Source organism: Micromonospora sp. NPDC050187, from assembly GCF_044459745.1.
Lineage (GTDB): Bacteria > Actinomycetota > Actinomycetes > Mycobacteriales > Micromonosporaceae > Micromonospora.
In genome coordinates this window covers 18369-37054 of record NZ_JBITJH010000027.1, presented here as the reverse complement: position 1 = coordinate 37054, position 18686 = coordinate 18369, and the positions used below count along the sequence as shown (strand labels likewise).

Here is an 18686-nt window from a genome sequence, read left to right as displayed (position 1 = left end):
CCCATCCGAACCAGAGAGATCGAGGAACACCCGTGACCGTGACGGAACACGTCCGCCCCGCCGCGCCGCCGGAGACCGCCGCCCAGGTTCTCTCCGCCGAACAGCGGTACGCCGACGAGCTGGCCTTCCTGGCCGCGTACGACGACGGGGCCCGGCCGCCGGGCTGGGCGCTGACCCCGCGCGCCGTGGTCACCTTCATCCAGGGCAGCGACGGGGAGGCGTTGAAGCTGCCCGCCGACCGGCGCACCGGTCCGGACGGCACCGGACTGCCGGCCAGCATGACCATTCCGCCGAAGTTCGTCGGTGAGCGGAGCCTGGTCGAGCGGTGTGTGGTCACCCTGGCCGGTGAGCGGGGCCTGCTGCTGGTCGGCGAGCCCGGCACCGCCAAGTCGATGCTGTCCGAGCTGCTGGCCGCCGCGGTCTGCGGCACCAGCGCGCTGACCGTGCAGGGCACCGCCGGCACCACCGAGGACGCCTTCCGGTACGGCTGGAACTACGCCCTGCTGCTCGCCCAGGGCCCCACCCCGCAGGCGCTGGTCGACTCGCCGGTGCTGACCGCGATGCGCACCGGTCGGGTGGTCCGGATCGAGGAGGTCACCCGCTGCCTGCCCGAGGTGCAGGACGCGCTGGTGTCCATCCTGTCCGACCGCCGGATGAACGTGCCGGAGCTGTCCGGCACCGGGGACGGCCTGATCCGCGCGATGCCCGGCTTCACCGTGATCGCCACCGCCAACCTGCGGGACCGGGGCGTGTCGGAGATGTCCTCGGCCCTCAAGCGCCGGTTCAACTTCGAGACGATCCACCCGATCTCCGACGCGGACACCGAGACCGACCTGGTCCGCCGGCAGGCCACCGCCGCCGTGCAGCGCGCCGGGGCGGCCTACACCGTGGACGACGCGGTGCTGGACGCCCTGGTCACCGTGTTCCGTGACCTGCGTTCCGGCCGGTCGGGCGAGGGCTGGGACGTGGAACGGCCCGGCACCGTGATGTCCACCGCAGAGGCGGTGCAGGTGGCGGCGTCGCTTGGCCTGGCCGCCGCGTACCTGCCCGGTGGGGACGCGCTCGACCTGGTCCCCGGACACCTGCTCGGCGTGGTCCGCAAGGACGACCAGAACGACCACGCCCGGCTGCTGGGTTACTGGGACGGCCCGGTCCGCCGCCGGGCCGAGGACGGCTCGGCGATGTGGCGCCGGCTCTGGGACCTGCGGGAGAACCTGCGTTGACCATTCTCTCCAGCACGTCGACCGGTGCGGCCCCGCCGCCCGGCGACCCGTCGACGGCCGACCCGCGCGCCGTGGTCGACACGCTCGCCGGCTCGGTCCGGCCGTACCTGATCGGCGTGCGGCACCACAGCCCGGCCCTGGCAGCGGCGGTCCCGGCCCTGCTGGACGCCGCCGGGGCCGAGGTGGTCTGTGTCGAGCTGCCGGCCGACTTCCAGCACTGGCTGCCGTACCTGTCCGATCCGGCCGCCCGGGCCCCGCTGGCCCTGGTCGGCAGCCACGGCGCGGACGGGCCGGTGGGCTTCTACCCGTTCGCCGACTTCTCCCCGGAACTGGCCGCGATCCGTTGGGCCCGGGAGCGCGGCGTCGAGGTGGTCTGCTGCGACCTGCCGCTGGCCGATCCCGGCTGGACCGCCGAAGCCACCGACCCGGAACCGACCGCTGCGGCCGAGCCGGCCACCGGTGGCGATCCCGCCCCGGACGCCGGTGAGCCGGTGCCCGGCCTGCGCCGGTCCGGCTACGCCGCCGCGCTCAGCGCCAGCGGCACCGGCCGGGACGGTGACGACCTGTGGGACCGGGTGGTCGAGGTGCGGGCCCCGGGCTGCCCGCCCGAGGCGGTCCGCCGGGCCGCGCTCGGCGTCGGCTGGGCGATGCGTACCGACAGTGCCGGCGGCGACGGCGTACCGGCCAGGGACCTGGCCCGCGAGCGGCACATGCGCCGGGTGCTGGCCGAGGCCGGCGCCGACGGCCGGCGCGTCGCCGCCGTCATCGGCTCCTTCCACGCCCCGGCCCTGCTCGCCGCCCCGTCGACCGACGAGGTCACCGCCGCGTCCACCCGGCCCGGCCTGGCCCCGGCCGGTCCGCTCCGGTCCGTGACGGCTCCGGCCGGTCCGGCCACCAAGCGCGGCGGCGGCACGGCGGTCACCTCGCTGGTGCCCTACGCGTTCGACCTGCTCGACTCCCGGTCCGGTTACCCGGCCGGGATCCGTGACCCGCGCTGGCAGCAGTCCGTCTTCACCGCCGCCGGTGACCCGGAACGGATCCGGGCCGCCGCCGCCCGGGCGGTGACCGACCTGTGCCGGGAGCTCCGCTCCGCCGGTCACACCGCCGGTACCGGCGAGGCCGCCGAGACGGTACGCCTCGCCGGCGACCTGGCCCGGCTGCGGGACCTGCCCGCCCCCGGACGGGGCGAGGTGCTGGAGGCGGTGACCACCGTGCTCGGCCAGGGTGAACTGCTCGGCCGGGGCCGAGCGCTGGCCAGGGCCCTGGAGACCGTGCTGGTCGGCGCCGAGCGGGGCCGGATCGCCCCCGGTACGCCCCGGTCCGGGCTCGGCCCCTCGGTCGAGGCGGAACTCACCGCGCTCCGGCTGCCCGGTCCGGACAGCCCGAAGTCCCGTGAGGTCCGGCTGGACCCGCTGCGCACCGAGCTGGACGGGCGGCGGGAGATCCTGCTGCAACGCCTCCAGGTCTGCGGCGTCGGCTACGGAGAGCCGATCGCGGTGTCCGGCACCGGCGACGGTGCCGCCCTGACCACCCGCTGGCAACTGGCCTGGACGCCGTCCGTGGCGGCCCGACTGGACCTGGTCGGCGTACGCGGGGTGACTGCGGCGCTGGCCGCGGCCGGCACCCTGCGGGAGCGGTTCCGCCGGGAGGTCGCCGACGGCGGCCCCACCGCCGCGCAACTGCTCACCGGGCTGCGCGACACCGCCCGGTGCGACCTGCCCGAGCTGGTCACCGACCGGCTCGACCTGGCCGCCACGGTGCTGCCGGGCACCGGCACCCTGCCCGAGCTGCTGGCCGCCCTGGACCTGCTGGAGGCACTGCGGCGGGAACACCTGCCCGGCACCACCGCCGACGGCCGGGCGCGGGCGGCCGAGCTGGCCGTCGTGCTGCTGGACGCGGCGGTCCGTGGGCTGCCCGGCCTGGCCGGCAGCGACGCCGCCGCCGACGCCGCCGCGCTGGTCGACCTCGCGGTCCGGGCCGGCGAGGAACGGATCGGACTGCGCCTGGACGAGGCCCTCGGCTACCTGGCCCGGTCGGGTTCGGCGCTGATCCAGGGTGCCGCCCTGGCCGCCCGGGTCCTGCTCGACCTGACCGATCTGGGGACCCTGGGCACCCGGGTGGCGGGTTGGATCGACGCGGCGACCGGACCGGACACCCGGCGGCACCTGCACCGGCTGCTCGGTGGTCTGCTCACGGCGGCGCACCCGCTGTTGCAGTCCGCCCCGGCCGCGCTGGACCCGCTGCTGGAGCGGATCGAGCGGCTCACCGACACCGAGTTCCTGGACCGGCTGCCGGCGCTGCGCGGCGGGTTCGACGTGCTCACCCCGGCGGCCCGGGAGCGGCTGCTGCACACCGTCACCGAACGACTGGGCGACCGGCTCGACCTGGCCCTGTCCGCCCCGCCCGAGTTGCTGGCCCGCTGGGCCGCCGCCGACGCGGCCGGCCGCGCCGTTCTGGTCGCCCGCCACCTCCCGATCCCCGGCACGCCGACCGCCTCCGCCGACGCTCCCGCCGGTGCCGCACCCGGGCGGGACACGCCGGCCGCCGGGCTCACCCCCTCGGACCGGTGGCGGCTGCTGCTCGGCCGCCAACCCGACCGGTTGCCGGCCGACGCCCGCCGCTACGCCCGTGCCCTGGACGAGCTGTACGGGGCCGGTCAGGGCGAGGGCGCCACCGACCTCGGCCAGGCGGCCGGCGGCGGCCAGGAAACCTCCTTCCCGACCGCCCGCGAGTGGGCCGACGAACTCGAGGCGCTGTTCGGCACCGCGGTACGCGAGGAGGTCATCGCCCGAGCGGCCGAGAGCGGCCGTACCGACGTGCTCACCGAACTCGACCCGGCGGCGGTACGCCCCTCGATGGAGCTGCTGACCTCGGTGCTGTCCCTGGCCGGTGGGCTGCCCGAGGCGCAGTTGGCCAAGCTGCGGCCACTGGTCCGGCGGCTGGTCGAGGAGCTGACCAGGCAGTTGGCCACGCAGATGCGTCCGGCGTTGACCGGACTGAGCAACCCGCGTCCGTCCCGCCGTCCCGGCGGCCGGATCAACCTCGCCCGTACGCTGCGGGCGAACCTGGCGCACACCCAGCGGCTCGACGACGGCCGGACGGTGGTGGTGCCGGAACGGCCGGTCTTCAACACCCGGACCCGCAAGGAGGCCGACTGGCGGCTGGTGCTGGTGGTCGACGTGTCCGGCTCGATGGAGGCGTCGGTGGTGTGGTCGGCGTTGACCGCCGCCGTCCTGGCCGGGGTACCCACCCTGTCCACCCACTTCCTCGCCTTCTCCACCGAGGTGGTCGACCTGACCGACCGGGTCGACGACCCGCTGTCGCTGCTGCTGGAGGTGCGCGTCGGCGGCGGTACCCACATCGCCGCCGGACTGGCGCACGCCCGCTCGCTGGTGACCGTGCCGAGCCGCACCATCGTCGCGGTGGTCAGCGACTTCGAGGAGGGCTACCCGCTGGCCGGGCTGCTCGGCGAGGTCCGCACACTGGCCGGTTCCGGCGTGCACCTGCTCGGCTGCGCCGCGCTGAACGACAGGGGAGTGCCCTGCTACTCGGTGCCGGTCGCCGAGCAGCTCGTCGCGGCCGGGATGCCGGTCGCCGCTCTCAGCCCGCTCGAACTCGCCCGCTGGGTGGGCGACCGCGTACGCGGAGGATCACGTTGACGGACCGCACATCCACCGCCGTGGACACCGACCGGCTGCCGCCGGTGCTACCGGGAGTCGCCGCCGCAGCGGTGGTGGCGCTGCCGCCCCGACTGCACGGAAGACTGGACGCGACCGTCGAACGGGTGGCCGGTGTACCGGTCGGCCGGGTCGACGGTGGTGTATCGGTCGACTGCGGTCCCGAGGCCCTGGTGACCCTGACGCCCGGACCGGCCGGGGCGGTCACCGACCCGCACCAGGCGCGGTGCAGTTGTCTGCTGGCGCCCCGCTGCCTGCACCGGACCGCGGTCCTGGTCGCCTGCCCGGTCGCCGACCAGGCCATCCACCCGGCGTCCACCACCGCCGTACCGTCGGACAAAGCCGGGGCGGCCACCGGGCGCACCGGGAGAGCCGGGCGTACCGGGGAACCGGCTGGCGCGGACGACCCGGCCGCCGATCGTACCGGCCGGGGCACCGCACCGACGAAGGCGCAACGGGCCGCCGCCGGCGCGCTCTGGCGGGCTGCCGCCGCCGTGCTCGCGGCCGGCGTGCCGGCCGCCGGCGCGGTCCTCCAGGCGGACCTCCTACGGGCCGCGCACAGCGCCCGACTGGCCGGCCTGCCGCGCGCCGAGAGCGCCGCGTTGCGCACGGTACGCGGCCTGCGCGCCCATCGGGGACGACAGACCGGCCACCGGCTGTCCGAGCTGGTCGAGGTGCTGCACGACCTGCTGTACGTGGCCGGCCGGCTGGCTGCCGGTGATCCCGACCCGGCGCTGGTCGGTGTCCTCCGGCGGGCCTACCAGCCGGACGGCACGTTGGAGGTGTACGGCATCTGCCGGGAACCGGTTATCAGCGCGACCGGGTACGCCGGGGTGGTCACCCATCTGGTCGCCGCGGACGGGCGCAGGCTCTCCTTCGGCGACGTGAAACCGGGCGGCCCGGACCGGGCACGGGACTGCGCCCGGGCGGTCACCGAGATGGGCGCGGTCGCGGTCAACCACGCGGTGCTGGCCCGGGGCGGCCTGCGGATCACCGGCACCACCGTCTCCCCGGACGGCCGACTCGGTGCCGGCAAAGGGGTCCGGGCCACCCCGCTGACCGGGACCGACTGGTCCACCGGACCGCTGGCGGCCCTGTTCGCCCGCCCGCTCGCCGAGGTGGTGACCGCTCAACTCGCCGCCGACGACCCGGACGACCCGGCCCGGGCCGGGACCGCGCTGGTCGGCGGTGACCTGGTGATCGTCGGTGCCGTCGGTGACCAGGTGCTGGCCCGCGAGCTGGTCCCGGCCGGCGCGGCCGGAGGGGACCGCGTGCCGGTGCCGGACGGCCCGGTGATCCGGCTGGTGGCGGTCAACTCCCACCCGGCGCTGGCCCACGTGGCCAACCTGCGGCGGCTCGCCTCCCGGCCCGGCCTGCGGATCCGGGTGGTCGGTCGGCTGGACCCGGACCGGGCCAGCACGCTGCGCCCACTCGCGGTCGGCGCGGTGCCCGGCGCCACCGCGACGCTGCGACTGCCGGACGACTGGCACGGCCGGGCGGACCTCGGCTACGACCAGATCCAGGGCGGCCACCTACCGCCGCGTGACCCGGCCGCGATGACCGAACCGGTTCTCGCCGTCGGCGCCGACGCGGTGGCGGAGTCCCCGCTGTGGCGGGTCCGCCGGCTGGTGGAGCTGGCCGTCTCCGGCGGTCGCCGCGCCGTCGGCGAGGCGGCGCGCGGCGAGGGTGCCGGGCTGTCCGGTCCGCTGCGCCGCGCCGGCTTCACCACCGCCGCTGCCGTGGCCGCCGGGCTCGCCGACGAGTCCGACCGGCGCGGTCGGGACGCGTTCGGCCGCCTGACCGATCCGGATCCGGACCGGTACGCCTGGTCCTGGCTCGCCGCGACCGCCCATCTCGCCGCCACCGAGCGGGAGCTGATCCGGTCCTCCTGGACCGTCCCACCCGCCGGCTGACCTGCCGGCGCCGGGCTGTCGAGGGCCTGGCGCGGTGGGTGGCGGGCCACCACGGCCGGTACCGCCCCGGTCGGTGTCAGGGTCCGCGCGGGCATGTCCCGCACGGGCCCTGACACCCTCCCTGTCCGGCGGAGAGCGGTCCCGTGGTCATCTCCTCCCTGGCGCGGGGACGTCCCGGTCACGTGAGGACCTCGGCCGTCGCTCGGCACCGGTTGCGTCTGGACGAACCCGGTCGGCCGGGACGTGCCGGACATGAAGATCCTCAATTAATCCTCAAATCCGGTGCACCGGACCCCTTACCTCTACGGCTGCCCATACGCTCACCTCGGATCCAGCCGGTTCTATCGCTGCGGACCCACTAACCGAAGTGGCGATCGGGGGACAGGTCCAAGGACGTCCGTTGCGACAGAATCGGGCAGCCGTCCTGGTGCCGGGAGACCGGCGCCGGAACCTCCGGTCGAACGTGCACGACCGACAGCACATCCCCGACGCACTCCGCGCCGTGCACGGGTTCCCGACGACCGTTCTCAGTGGATGTGTGCGCCTTTTACCAGAGCACCGACCGCATGGCACAAGCAGAAGGAGGGAAGAGTGCGACGATCTCGACTGCCCATCACGCTACTCGCGCTGACCGCCCTGGTGGGGAGCAGCCTCGTGGCGACGGCACCCGCCGGGGCGGAGCCGACCGCCCGGACGGGCTCGGAACACGCCCATGACCATCCACACTCGGCAGGCTCCGTACGCATCCAGATGACCGGCGCCGACATGCTGGACAAGGTGGTCGCCGCCGGGTTCGACATCGACCACGGCCTCCGGCGCGTGCCGAACGGCATCGAGGGCGAAGCGGTGGTCACCACCGAGCAGGTCGCCGAGCTCAAGGCGCTGGGCGTCGAGATCCTCGACGACGACGAGGGCTTCGAATGGAGCGAGGAGGCCGACGGCGGCCTCCGGGCCCTCGGCGCGCGGGCCGTCCCGTCGTTCAGCCACGAGAAGACGGTACGGGTCGTCCGCGCCGACTGGTTCACCACGAAGGGCCAGGGCTTCCTCTACGTCGAGGCGCGCACCACCGAGGGGCAGCAGACGAGCCCGATCGTCGCGATGCAGATCGAGAACGACTCGGGCCGGGGCACGCCGTTCGGCTTCGCCCGGACGATGAGCCGGTTCGTCGACTCCGGGCAGTACATGTTCCACCGGAACCTGTTCAAGCTCGACGCTCGCCCGAGTCAGATCCGGGTCACCAGCTCGACCGGTGGGGTGACCACCGGCAACGTGTCCAACTGGCTGGAGGACGCCCCGCCGCCGCTGACGGCGAGGCCGGGTTACCAGTCGGACTTCGTCGACGGCTACAAGCACCCGCAGCAGCTCTTCAGCCGTGCCAAGGAGATCGCCCGGCAGCACCCGGACATCGCCGAGATCATCTACCTGCCGAACCGGACGAACGGCTACCAGCGCAAGGCGCAGGCCACCATCGGCGGCACCGGGCAGGAGGCGGTCGTCGTCAGCTCGGCGGCCTGGGGCCACGAGGGCGGCAACGACATCACCGTCGAGTTCGTGGATCGGCCGGGAGCGAACCTCCCACTCACCGTCGAGGTGACGGGCAAGGCAGTTCGCGTCCTGCTCGCGAAGGACGCCTCCGGCGCGCCCGCGAGCACCGCCGCCCAGGTGGCCGCGGCACTGGAGACCCAGTCCCAGGGTCTCATCGACCGGGCGCACCCGTACCGCACCAACACGGGTACGGGCATCGTCGTGCCGACGGCGGGCCCGATCGCGCTCTCCGATTTCCTTGACGAGAAGCGGGTCGGCGCGCCGGAGGGCGAGGTGCCACGTGGCCCGGCCGCCATCCCGGTCCTGCGGATCGGTAAGCACCGTGACGGCCGGAACCCCGGTGTCCTGATCCAGGCGCAGGACCACGCCCGCGAGTGGGTGCCGGCGACGACCACGTTGGAGACGGCCGAGCGTCTGGTGCACAACTACAAGACCGACCAGGAGACGAAGAAGATCGTCCAGGACACGGACATCTTCCTCATCCTGTCCAACAACCCCGACGGGGCGAACTACAGCTTCTACAACTACGCCTCTCAGCGGAAGAACCTGACGAACCACTGCGAGGACGCGAACGCCGATCCGGCCCGGCGCAACTCCTGGGGCGTCGACCTGAACCGGAACTACCGGGTCGGGTCGGGCCACGACGGCTACGCGGGCGGGTCGACCACCTGCACCAGCGGCACCTACCAGGGGCCGGAGAAGCTGTCCGAGCCGGAGTCGAAGAACGTCGTCTGGCTGGTCGAGAAGTACTCGAACATCAAGTTCATGATGTCGGTGCACTCCAACGGCGGCCAGCTGTTCTGGCAGCCCGGCGCGTACATCGCGGACGGACGGATCACCACGCCGCGTCCGCCGCTCGGCGACGAGGCGTTCTACTGGCAGGCGGCCGGCCGGATCCTGTCGCAGGTCAAGGAGTACCGGGAGACCGTCGTCACGCCGGAGAACGTGGGCGGCTCGTCGGACGTCCTCTACTCCTCGGCGGGCAACGTGCGCGAGGACCTGTACCACACCTACGGGATCTACTCCTTCGGCTGGGAGGTCGGCGGCTCGGTCTACAACCCGGCCACCGGCAACTGGCAGGGCGGCTCGTTCCAGCCGCCGTGGGAGGGCGACCCGGCGCTCGTCAGCGGCCACGCCGAGACGATGGAGTACGCCAACGGGATCATGGAGATGTTCCGGGTCGCGGCGGAGTGGGGCAAGGACAAGAAGAAGCCGTCGTCCGAACTCGTCCCCGGTGGCGGTAACTACAGTGGGCCCGTCGACGTGCGTTTCGAGACGAGCGAGCCGGCCACCGTCTACTACACGACGGACGGCAGCCGGCCGACCCTCGAGTCGCCGCGCTACGAGGCGACCGAGTTCCGGGAGCCGGGACAGGTGTTCCACGTGACCGAGACGACGACGTTCCGTTGGTTCTCGGTGGACACCGCAGGCAACATCGAGCGGAACTACGACCCGACGAAGAACGATCGGCGCAACAACTACCGCACCGCGACGATCACCATCGGCGGGTAGCCGGCGCCGAGCCGGGAGTGAATGCCGATCACCACGACACCGACCGGCTGGGGCCGGGCCCCAGCCGGTCGGTCCGTCACCGTCGTCACCCGGTGACGGACGCCTCCAGGCGGAACGGGTTGCTGCCCAGCGGGCTGGTACGCCGGAACTCGACCACGAACTCCCACACCCCGGGCTCGCCACCGAGTGGTGCACGGTGCCGTTACGGGGCGCCGTTCCATCGGCCGAGCAGGTCGAGTCAGGGCCGCCTGAGCCTGTGGTCAGGCGGTGCCGCAGACATTCCGCAGGGTCTGGGCGTCCCGGTCGGTCCTGGCCTGCGCTGCGGCGTAGTCTCCCGACACCATGCCCGACAGGATGAAGCGCATGGTCGAGAAGTCCTGCGACAGCGCCACCGTCACCGTATGGACGGCCCCTACGGCGGCCAGGCTCGCGCGCATCATCCCCTGGTACGCCTCCGTCGCGGCGGCCTGCCGGCTCAGCTCGGTCGAGCCTGCGGTCCGGTAGTACCGGTCGACGACCGCGAGTGCCTCCTGGCAGCCGGCGGGGAGTATCGGCTCCAGCGACAACGGGGGCCTGGTGCCGGGCGTTCGGGGTGGCGGCCTGACTGGTCCAGGGGTGGTCGCACGCGGTCCGGGCATCGTCGTCGATGGTGCCGCCGGGCTCGGTGTGGCGTCGACGGAGACGCCCGGCTCGGTCTCCCGGGATGACGCCGTTCCCGGGTCCGGAACCGGTGGTGCCGGGGGAGGGGTCCGCGGCCACGCGTAGGTGAGCAAGGCGACGACGGCCGCGACGACAGCACCGAGCGCCCCCAACGCAGCCCAGTCCAACCTGAACCCCGTGGAGTCTCTCCCGGCCCGGGCGTCTCTCATTCGTCGATTGTCGATCCGTCAACCCTAACGACCTCGTGCACAGTGGACGGGCCAGGAGATCGGCGCTCCCGAGCGGGCGTCGGTGGGTCAGGGCCGGTGGTGCCGACGGGGGCCTGCCTCGCGCCGGGCCGCTGCTGCCCCGACGTGGCGTACACCACGGCCGTGAGCAGCGGTTTTCCGTCGACCAGGCGGTCGAAAAGCCGGTGCGTCGCGCCCTCGGCGGCGGTACGGTACGGCTTATGGATCTTGAGGTGTACTCGCTGGCACAGCGACCGGAGCTCGTCCCGCTGCTCGACGACTTCGCCGGTGCCTGGCCGGAGTTCATGGCCTGGGACCCGATCGCGTCGCTGTACTACGCCGTCGCCGACGAGGTCTATCCCGAGTTCGTGCTGGTGGCCATCGACCCCGCCAGTCCCGGCCGGGCCCTCGCCCGCGCCTACAGCGTTCCTCTGGCCTGGCCGGACGACCAACCGCTGCCGCCCGGCGGCTGGGACCGCGTCGTGCAACGCGCCACCATCAACCGGCTCGCCGGTCTGAAGACCACCGTCGTCTCCGCACTGGAGATCTGCGTACAACCCGACCAGCGGGGCCGTGGACTGTCCGCGCGGATGCTGGCGGCGCTGCGGGACAACACCGCCCGACTGGGTTACCGGACCCTCGTCGCCCCGGTACGGCCGAGCGGCAAGCACGCCCGGCCCGACGAGGCCATGACGACGTACGTCGCACGCACCCGGTCCGACGGACTGCCCGAGGACCCGTGGCTACGCACCCACGTACGTGCCGGCGGTCGGATCGAGGCGGTCGCCCCCCGCTCCATGACCATCCCCGGCACCCTCGCGGAATGGCGCAGCTGGACCGGTCTGCCCTTCGACACCACCGGACCGGTGCACGTTCCCGGCGCACTCGCTCCCGTGCACTGCGACACCACCCACGATCACGCCGTGTACGTCGAACCCAACGTGTGGATCCGCCACGGGTTGTGACGCCGCAGCCTCAGCCTCCGCACGTGCGGTGGTCGGCGCTCCTCCGGCACACCGACAGCGGCCGGCCGTCGGGGCCGGTCACCGAAGTCGGCGGGCGTAGCAGACCGACAACGCCTCACCCTCGTACGGGCCGTAGTTGTCGATGCGGTCGTAGCCCTCCCGCTCGTAGAAGCGCATCGCCTCCGGTTGGGCGGTGCCGGTCTCCAGCAGCAGGTTCACCACGCCCCGGTCGCGCGCCTCGTGTTCCAGGGCACGCAGGATCCCCACCGCCACGCCGGTACCACGGACCGCCGGCTCGACGTACATCCGCTTGATCTCCGCCGAGTCGGGCCCCAGCGGCCGCAGCCCTCCGCATCCCACCGCCACGCCGTGCGCGTCGCGGGCGACGAGGAACACGTCGATGTCGCCGGCGGTGGGGGCGGCCCCCGGCTCGTGGTCGTCGTTGCCGTACCGGGCGTCCAGCTCGGCGCGTTGCGCGGCGCGCAGCCGCACCCCGTCGACACCGTCCCAGGGCTCCGACTCCACCGTGACCTGCACAGCCACACCCTCTCCAATCCGTAACAAGCGTTCCGGTAACGGATGCTACGCTATCGCGCGGGGCGACGGCGAAGGAGCGGGGATGGCCAGGCGACGTGACCTCCAGGGCCACCAGGAGCGGTTGTCGACCGCCACCTGGTCGGTGCTCGCCGAACACGGTCTGGCCGGGTTGACCCTCCGGGCGGTGGCCGAGCGGGCCGGATGCAGCACGGGACTGGTGCTGCACACGTTCCCCGACAAGCAGGCCCTGCTGGTCCACGCCCGCACGGTGCTGCACGAGCGCACCGCGGCCCGCGCCGACGCGGCCCAGGAGTCCGGCCACGAACCCCTGGACGCACTGCGCGCCGTGCTGATGCAGGTGGCGTCCGGCAGCGACGACAAACGCGAGGAGGCCCGGGTGTGGGTGGGTTTCCTGGCCGCCGCGCTCGCCGATCCCGAACTCGCCCGGTTGCACCAGGCCCACAACCGCGCGTTCCTGCGCCGGATCCAGCAGCTCGTGGCAGCCTGCCGCCCCGACTGGCGCCAGGAGCAGACCGCGCGCAGCGCCACCACCCTGGTCGCGCTCGTGGAAGGGCTCAACGCCCTGGCGGCCGTCGACCTGGACACCTACTCCGCCGCCGCGCAGCAGGCAGCCATCGAGGCCGCACTGCACCAGATCCGTGCCGAACTGCCGTCACCACCGCACGGCGACACCGCCGCCTCGACGGTCGACTCCACGATCCCCGGTTGATCCTCAGCCCTTCTCGGGTGCTCCCTGCTGCGGGTCGAGGACGCGGTCGGGCAGATCGAGGTGTTCGCGGAACGCCCGGCGGCCCTCGGCGGTGACGGCGACCGCCCGGCCGGTGCCGATCCGGACGACCCAGCCGGCGTCCAGGGCGTGCCGGCAGAGCGCCGCACCGACCGCGCCGGCGAGGTGGGGCCGCCGCTCGGTCCAGTCCAGGCAGGAGCGGACCGGTGCGCGGCGGGTCGGCGGTGTCGGCTCCGGCGCGATGCCGAGCCCGGCCAGCCACGCCGCGCCCCGGTCGGTCAGGCTGAGCCCGCGCTCCCAGCTCAGGAAGCCGTGCCCGGTCATCGCGTCGGTGACCGCCACGCCGAGGGCTCCGGCGAGGTGGTCGTAACAGGTACGGGCGTGCGCCAGCGCCCGGCGTCGGGTGGCCGCCGACAGCGACCGCACCGGCGCGGGCTCGACCGGTACGACGCCGGTCACCGTCTCGATCAGCTCGGCGATGCCGGCATCTGCCAGCCGCAGGTAACGATGGCGGCCCTGCCGTTCCTCGGTCAGCAGCCCGCCGGCGACGAGTCGGTGCAGGTGGGCCGTCGCGGTCGACGGTGCCACCCCGGCGTGCCGGGCCAGCTCGGTCGCCGTCCACGCCCGCCCGTCCAGCAGCGCCAGGCAGAACGCCGCTCGGGTGTGGTCGGCGAGCAGGCCGGCCAGGGTGGCCAACCCCACCGTGGCCTCGTGCACCCGCGAGCCACGGGGCTCGTTGCGGCGGCCGTGCCCGGACCGGCGGCCGGAGTCGAGCCGGCCAGGCTGGCCGGAGGCGGTGTTCTGGCTGTTCATCGTGGCGATCCTGCCCGGGAAACGCTTCGGTCGGCAACGAAACGTCCGGTGGTTACGGTCCCACGATGACCAACGCCACCTGCGGGAACGTGATCCCCGACCCCGACCCCGTCTCCGACCGACCGGACGGGCACCTGACCATCCAGCCCCGGATCCTGTACTTCGGCACCCCGGTCGTGCTGCTCAGCACCGAGAACGAGGACGGGTCCGCCAACCTCGCCCCCATCTCCTCGGCGTGGGCGCTCGGCTGGGTGGTCGTGCTCGGGCTCGGAGCGGAGGGGCAGACGGCGCGGAACCTCCGCGATCGACCCGATGTGGTGATCAACCTGCCGGCGCCGCACCAGTGGACCGCCGTCGAGCGCCTGGCCCCGTTGACCGGACGCGACCCGGTGCCCGCACCCAAGCGGGCCGCGTTCCGGTACGAGCCGGCGAAGTTCGCGGCGGCGGGACTCCGGCCGGAGCCGTCCCAGGTGGTTCGGCCACCGCGGGTCGCCGACTGCCCGATCCAGTTGGAGGCGCGGGCCACCCGGGTCCACCCGGCCGCAGCCGGCGGCTTCGTCATCGTCGAGGCCGAGGTCTGCCGGGTGCACGCGGACCGGCGGATCGTGGTCCCCGGCACCCAGCACATCGATCCGGCCGCCTGGAGTCCGTTGATCTACAACTTCCGACATTACTTCGGGTTGGGGGCGGAACTGGGACAGAGCTTCCGGTCCGAAACCCCTGGTCGGGGCGTTGACCGGGCGTAGGGTCCCCGGCCGGGCAGTCAGATACCCGCCAGTTGATAGAAAGTTATCTACTTCCGCATGTCAGCCGTCTAACATCTCCTCACCTGATCGACATGCGTCGATCATGCCTCACGGTGATGGAAGGACATGCTCAGATGGCTCTCAAGCCCTCCGCCAGGCAACCCTGGCGCCTCGGCGTCGTGACCACTGCGGTGGCCGCCGCGGTGGCCTTCGCCGCCCCGGCCGCCGCGGCACCCGCCGAAGGTGCCATCCTCCAGGCCGGCGGCGACACCGCCGTCGCCGACTCGTACGTCGTGGTGCTCAGGGAGACATCCGTCGCCCGCACCGGGGTCGACGCCTCCGCCCGGAGTCTCGCCCGGGAGTACGGCGGCGCGGTCGCCCGCACCTACCAGCACGCGCTGCGCGGCTTCGAGGTCACGCTCTCCGCGACGGCGGCCCGCCGGCTCGCCGCCCACCCCTCGGTGAAGTACGTCCAGCAGAACCACCGGGTCAGCATCGCGGCCACCCAGTCGCCCACCCCCTCCTGGGGGCTGGACCGCGTCGACCAGCGCAACCTGCCGCTGAACAACTCGTACACCTACCCGAACAACGGCTCGGGCGTGCGGGCGTACGTCATCGACACCGGCATCCGGTTCAGCCACGGCGACTTCGGCACCCGCGCGGTGAGCGGCTTCGACGCCATCGACGGCGGCTCGGCCGACGACTGCAACGGGCACGGTACGCACGTCGCCGGGACCGTCGGCGGCACGGCGTACGGGGTGGCCAAGGGCGTCACGCTGGTCGGCGTCCGGGTGCTGGACTGCGGTGGCAGCGGCACCTACGCCCAGGTCGTCGCGGGCATCGACTGGGTGACCGGCGACCACGACCCGGGTGAGCGCGCGGTGGCCAACATGAGCCTCGGCGGCGGCTTCGACCAGGCCACCAACGACGCGGTGACCGCGTCGATCGCCGACGGCGTCAGCTACGCGGTCGCGGCGGGCAACGAGTACAGCGCCAACGCCTGCAACGTCTCGCCGGCCAGCACGCCGAACGCCATCACCGTCGGGGCGACCGAGTCCACCGACGCCCGGGCCAGCTACTCCAACATCGGCACCTGCCTGGACATCTTCGCCCCGGGCAGCGCGATCACCTCGGCCTGGCACACCGGCGACACCGCCACCAACACCATCAGCGGCACGTCGATGGCCAGCCCGCACGTGGCCGGCGCAGCCGCCCTGGTGCTGGCGGCCAACCCGTCGTACACGCCGCAGCAGGTGCGCGACAAGCTGGTCAACGACGCCACCGCCAATGTGGTGACCAACCCCGGCGCCGGCTCGCCGAACAAGCTGCTCTACACCGGCAACGTCGTCCCGCCGACCCAGGACTTCAGCGTCGCGGTGACCCCGGCCGCCGGCTCGGTCAACCCGGGCGGCTCGCTGACCGCCACGGTGTCCACCACGACCACCGTCGGCAGCCCGCAGACGGTCGGCCTCACCGCCAGCGGTCTTCCGACCGGCGCGACCGCCACCTTCAGCCCGGCGTCGATCAGCACCGGCGCCTCGGCCACCCTGACCATCGCCACCACCGGCAGCGCCGCGCCGGGCACCTACCAGGTGACCATCACCGCCACCGGGCCGGTGACCACCCAGAGCACGTCGTACGCGCTGACCGTCAACGGCCCGCCGGGCTGCGCGCAGACCAACAACACCGACGCCACGATCGCCGACAACAGCACCGTGGAGAGCGCGGTCACCATCTCGGGCTGCGCCGGCACCGCCTCGGCGACCAGCACCGTGCAGGTGGCGATCGTGCACACCTACATCGGTGACCTCGTGGTCACCCTCGTCGCTCCGGACACCAGCACGTACGTGCTGCACAACCGCACCGGCGGTTCGGCCGACAACATCAACCAGACCTACTCCGTGAACCTGTCCTCGGAGACGTCGAACGGCACCTGGCGGCTGCGGATCCAGGATGCGGCGAGCGGGGACGTCGGCTACCTCAACACCTGGACGCTCAACCTGGGCGCCCCGGTCGTACCGAGCTGCGGCGGCACCAACGGCACCGACGTGACCATCGCCGACAACACCACGGTCACCAGCACCATCGCGGTCGCCGGCTGCACCGGTAACGCGTCGTCCACCAGCAGCGTGCAGGTGGCGATCGTGCACACCTACATCGGTGACCTCGTGGTCACCCTGGTCGCTCCGGACGCGAGCACGTACGTGCTGCACAACCGCACCGGCGGTTCGGCCGACAACATCAACCAGACCTACTCCGTGAACCTGTCCTCGGAGACCCGAAACGGCACCTGGACTCTCCGGGTGCAGGACGCCGCCTCCGGCGACGTCGGCTACCTCAACACCTGGACGCTCAGCCTGTAACCCTGCTCGGCGCCGGTGACCCGTCCCCGGCCGGTCCGGCCCTTCGCGCGACGCGGAGGTCCGGCCGGCCGGGGAACCGCCGCTGGGTCACCTTTCCGAGCCGACCTCGAACGACCCCACCCGCTCGACGAGCCAGGTCACGTCGGCGCCGCTGGCGACCTCGACCGGCTCGGCCCCCCGGCGGAAGATCCGCCCGCCCGTGGCCACGCCGTCGAGCCGCATCACGCCGTCGGTCACGCGCAGCCAGGTGCCCTCGCGCATGGCGAGCACCGGGACGTCGTTCTCCTCGAGGAACTGGGTGAGCCGCTCCTCCCGGGTCTCACCCTGGTGCGTCGAGGCCGGGTCCGGGTCGAGGTAGTGGGGGTTGATCTGGAACGGTACGAGACCGAAGGTCTCGAAGGACGGCGGTTGGACGATGGGCATGTCGTTCGTCGTCCGCAGGCTCGGCGTCGCGACGTTGGTGCCGGCGCTCGACCCGAGGTACGGCATCCCCTCGGCCACCCGGGCGCGCACGACGCCGATCAGGTCGAGTTCGTGGATCGCCTTGACGAGACGGAAGGTGTTGCCGCCGCCGACGAAGACCGCCTCGGCGTCGGCGACCAGGTCGCGCGGCGTGCCCTCGTGCGCTCCCCGGACGGTGATGCCGAGTGGCTCCATGGCCCGGCGGACGGTGTCGGTGTAAGCGTCGTGGTCGGCCAGCGCGAAGGGGACGAACACGAGTGAGCGCCGGCCGTCGAGTGCCTGGAGGATCACGTCGTGCGCGTGCTCCAGGTAGGCCCGCCCCGGGGCTGCCGAGTTGGACAGGAGCAGGAGGTTCGGATGGCCCTGGGTCATGGTGTCTCCTCGGTGCGGCCGGTTCGGCTCGTCGGTGCGGCGGTCAGTGGGCTCGGGTCACCCTGGTCTGCCGGGCTACGGCGGCCGAGCTCGCCCGGTTGTCGAGCAGGGCGGAGAGCTGCTCCGCCGCGGCCTGGAGCGCGGGCAGGTGGTCCCGGACGTCGTCCGGGCGCGCCGGGTACTTGCTCTCGCCCAGGCTGAGCGAGCCGACCGGCCGCCCCCGGAGGATGATCGGGACGGCGAGCGCCCGGGTGGCGTAGTCGTACTCGCCCTCCGAGTAGGCGTAGCCCTGCGCGACGGTCTCGACGAAGAGCCGTTCGAGCTCCTGCTCGTCGACCTTCGTCAGGCCGGTGAAGGTGGCGAAGACCCGGCCGGAGATCAGGGCGCGGCGCTCGTTGCTGTCGAGGAAGGCGAAGTAGCCGCGGGAGGTGGCTCCCGCGTTGGCCGGGTACAGCTCGCCGACGAGCGGATGACTCCGCAGCGGTCCGCCGCCGTCGACGGCGGCGACGCAGCGGACGTGGAGCCCGTCCGGGACGGCGAAGATCGCGGTGCGGTCGGTCTGGAAGGCGAGTGGCTCGAGCACCCGCTGCGCCAGGGCGGCCAGCCCTCCCGCGCGTTCCCAGACGGCGGCCATCCGCCACATGGTCGGGCCGAGACTGTAGCGCCGGGTGACCGGGTCGGCGCTGAGGAAGCCGCGTGCGGCGAGCGCGGCGAGGATCCGCTGCGCGGTCGACTTGTCGATGGCGAACGCCTCGGCGAGCTCCATGACGCCCCAGTCGCGACGTCGTTCGGTGAACGACAGGAGGACCTCCAGGGCGCGGTCCACGGTCTGGAGCGGCGAGCGGGGGCGGGCGACGCCGTTGTCTGGCATGGGTCCTCCGGGCTGGGCGGGACGTGTCAGAACCTACCGCACCCTGATCCAG

Annotated in this window: 13 protein-coding genes; 8 read left to right on the top strand and 5 right to left on the bottom strand. The window is 73.3% G+C overall.

Annotated elements, in window-relative coordinates; all coding sequences use genetic code 11:
• Positions 1-32: 32 nt before the first annotated feature.
• The 4 genes from ACIBJE_RS28190 (at position 33) to ACIBJE_RS28175 (ending at position 9870) form a co-directional block, all read left to right on the top strand.
• Positions 33-1223 carry an AAA family ATPase gene (locus ACIBJE_RS28190; RefSeq protein WP_396753300.1) on the top strand — a complete coding sequence of 397 codons (1191 nt, stop codon included), beginning with the start codon at positions 33-35 and terminating at the stop codon, positions 1221-1223.
• Positions 1220-4882, top strand: coding sequence for a DUF5682 family protein (locus tag ACIBJE_RS28185; RefSeq protein ID WP_396753299.1), 3663 nt, complete (start codon positions 1220-1222; stop codon positions 4880-4882). Before ACIBJE_RS28190 ends, ACIBJE_RS28185 begins: the two co-directional genes overlap by 4 nt.
• A complete protein-coding gene (locus ACIBJE_RS28180) occupies positions 4879-6813 on the top strand; it encodes a hypothetical protein (RefSeq protein WP_396753298.1) in 1935 nt (644 codons plus the stop codon). Before ACIBJE_RS28185 ends, ACIBJE_RS28180 begins: the two co-directional genes overlap by 4 nt.
• 591 nt (positions 6814-7404) lie before the next feature.
• Positions 7405-9870, top strand: coding sequence for a M14 family metallopeptidase (locus ACIBJE_RS28175; RefSeq protein ID WP_396753297.1), 2466 nt, complete (start codon positions 7405-7407; stop codon positions 9868-9870).
• Positions 9871-10130: 260 nt separating this feature from the next.
• On the opposite strand, the gene ACIBJE_RS28170 is transcribed toward ACIBJE_RS28175, so the two are convergent.
• Positions 10131-10436 carry a hypothetical protein gene (locus ACIBJE_RS28170; protein WP_396753296.1) on the bottom strand — a complete coding sequence of 102 codons (306 nt, stop codon included), beginning with the start codon at positions 10434-10436 and terminating at the stop codon, positions 10131-10133.
• A gap of 542 nt (positions 10437-10978) precedes the next feature.
• Between ACIBJE_RS28170 and ACIBJE_RS28165 the strand changes: the two genes are divergently transcribed.
• Positions 10979-11722: an N-acetyltransferase gene (locus ACIBJE_RS28165; protein ID WP_396753295.1), complete on the top strand. Its 744-nt coding sequence runs from the start codon at positions 10979-10981 to the stop codon at positions 11720-11722.
• 78 nt (positions 11723-11800) lie between these two features.
• On the opposite strand, the gene ACIBJE_RS28160 is transcribed toward ACIBJE_RS28165, so the two are convergent.
• Entirely contained in the window at positions 11801-12259 is a 459-nt protein-coding gene (locus ACIBJE_RS28160; RefSeq protein ID WP_396753329.1) for a GNAT family N-acetyltransferase, read from the bottom strand.
• Between the two features lie 82 nt (positions 12260-12341).
• On the opposite strand from ACIBJE_RS28160, the gene ACIBJE_RS28155 reads away from it, so the two are divergent.
• Positions 12342-12989 (top strand): TetR/AcrR family transcriptional regulator, encoded by a 648-nt coding sequence (locus tag ACIBJE_RS28155; RefSeq protein ID WP_396753294.1) that lies wholly within the window; start codon positions 12342-12344, stop codon positions 12987-12989.
• Positions 12990-12992: 3 nt separating this feature from the next.
• Here ACIBJE_RS28155 and ACIBJE_RS28150 read toward each other — a convergent pair whose 3' ends face one another.
• Complete coding sequence (locus ACIBJE_RS28150) at positions 12993-13820, bottom strand: ArsR/SmtB family transcription factor (protein ID WP_396753293.1); 828 nt, start codon at positions 13818-13820, stop codon at positions 12993-12995.
• Between the two features lie 65 nt (positions 13821-13885).
• Between ACIBJE_RS28150 and ACIBJE_RS28145 the strand changes: the two genes are divergently transcribed.
• Complete coding sequence (locus ACIBJE_RS28145; protein ID WP_396753292.1) at positions 13886-14566, top strand: flavin reductase family protein; 681 nt, start codon at positions 13886-13888, stop codon at positions 14564-14566.
• Positions 14567-14700: 134 nt separating this feature from the next.
• The gene (locus ACIBJE_RS28140) at positions 14701-16929 is read left to right on the top strand and encodes a proprotein convertase P-domain-containing protein (RefSeq protein ID WP_396753291.1); all 2229 of its coding nucleotides are present in this window, start codon (positions 14701-14703) and stop codon (positions 16927-16929) included.
• Between the two features lie 87 nt (positions 16930-17016).
• Here ACIBJE_RS28140 and pepE read toward each other — a convergent pair whose 3' ends face one another.
• A complete protein-coding gene (pepE, locus tag ACIBJE_RS28135) occupies positions 17017-17763 on the bottom strand; it encodes a dipeptidase PepE (RefSeq protein WP_396753290.1) in 747 nt (248 codons plus the stop codon).
• Positions 17764-17806: 43 nt separating this feature from the next.
• Positions 17807-18634, bottom strand: a complete 828-nt coding sequence (locus tag ACIBJE_RS28130; protein ID WP_396753289.1) for an IclR family transcriptional regulator — start codon at positions 18632-18634, stop codon at positions 17807-17809.
• Between the last annotated feature and the right edge of the window lie 52 nt (positions 18635-18686).

Bases quoted from the DNA above. Each gene is read 5' to 3' on its own strand.
- ACIBJE_RS28165 (WP_396753295.1), top strand. From the start codon at position 10,979: ATGGATCTTGAGGTGTACTCGCTGGCACAGCGACCGGAGCTCGTCCCG.
- ACIBJE_RS28155 (WP_396753294.1), top strand. From the start codon at position 12,342: ATGGCCAGGCGACGTGACCTCCAGGGCCACCAGGAGCGGTTGTCGACC.
- ACIBJE_RS28150 (WP_396753293.1), bottom strand. From the start codon at position 13,820: ATGAACAGCCAGAACACCGCCTCCGGCCAGCCTGGCCGGCTCGACTCC.
- ACIBJE_RS28145 (WP_396753292.1), top strand. From the start codon at position 13,886: ATGACCAACGCCACCTGCGGGAACGTGATCCCCGACCCCGACCCCGTC.
- ACIBJE_RS28140 (WP_396753291.1), top strand. From the start codon at position 14,701: ATGGCTCTCAAGCCCTCCGCCAGGCAACCCTGGCGCCTCGGCGTCGTG.
- pepE (WP_396753290.1), bottom strand. From the start codon at position 17,763: ATGACCCAGGGCCATCCGAACCTCCTGCTCCTGTCCAACTCGGCAGCC.
- ACIBJE_RS28130 (WP_396753289.1), bottom strand. From the start codon at position 18,634: ATGCCAGACAACGGCGTCGCCCGCCCCCGCTCGCCGCTCCAGACCGTG.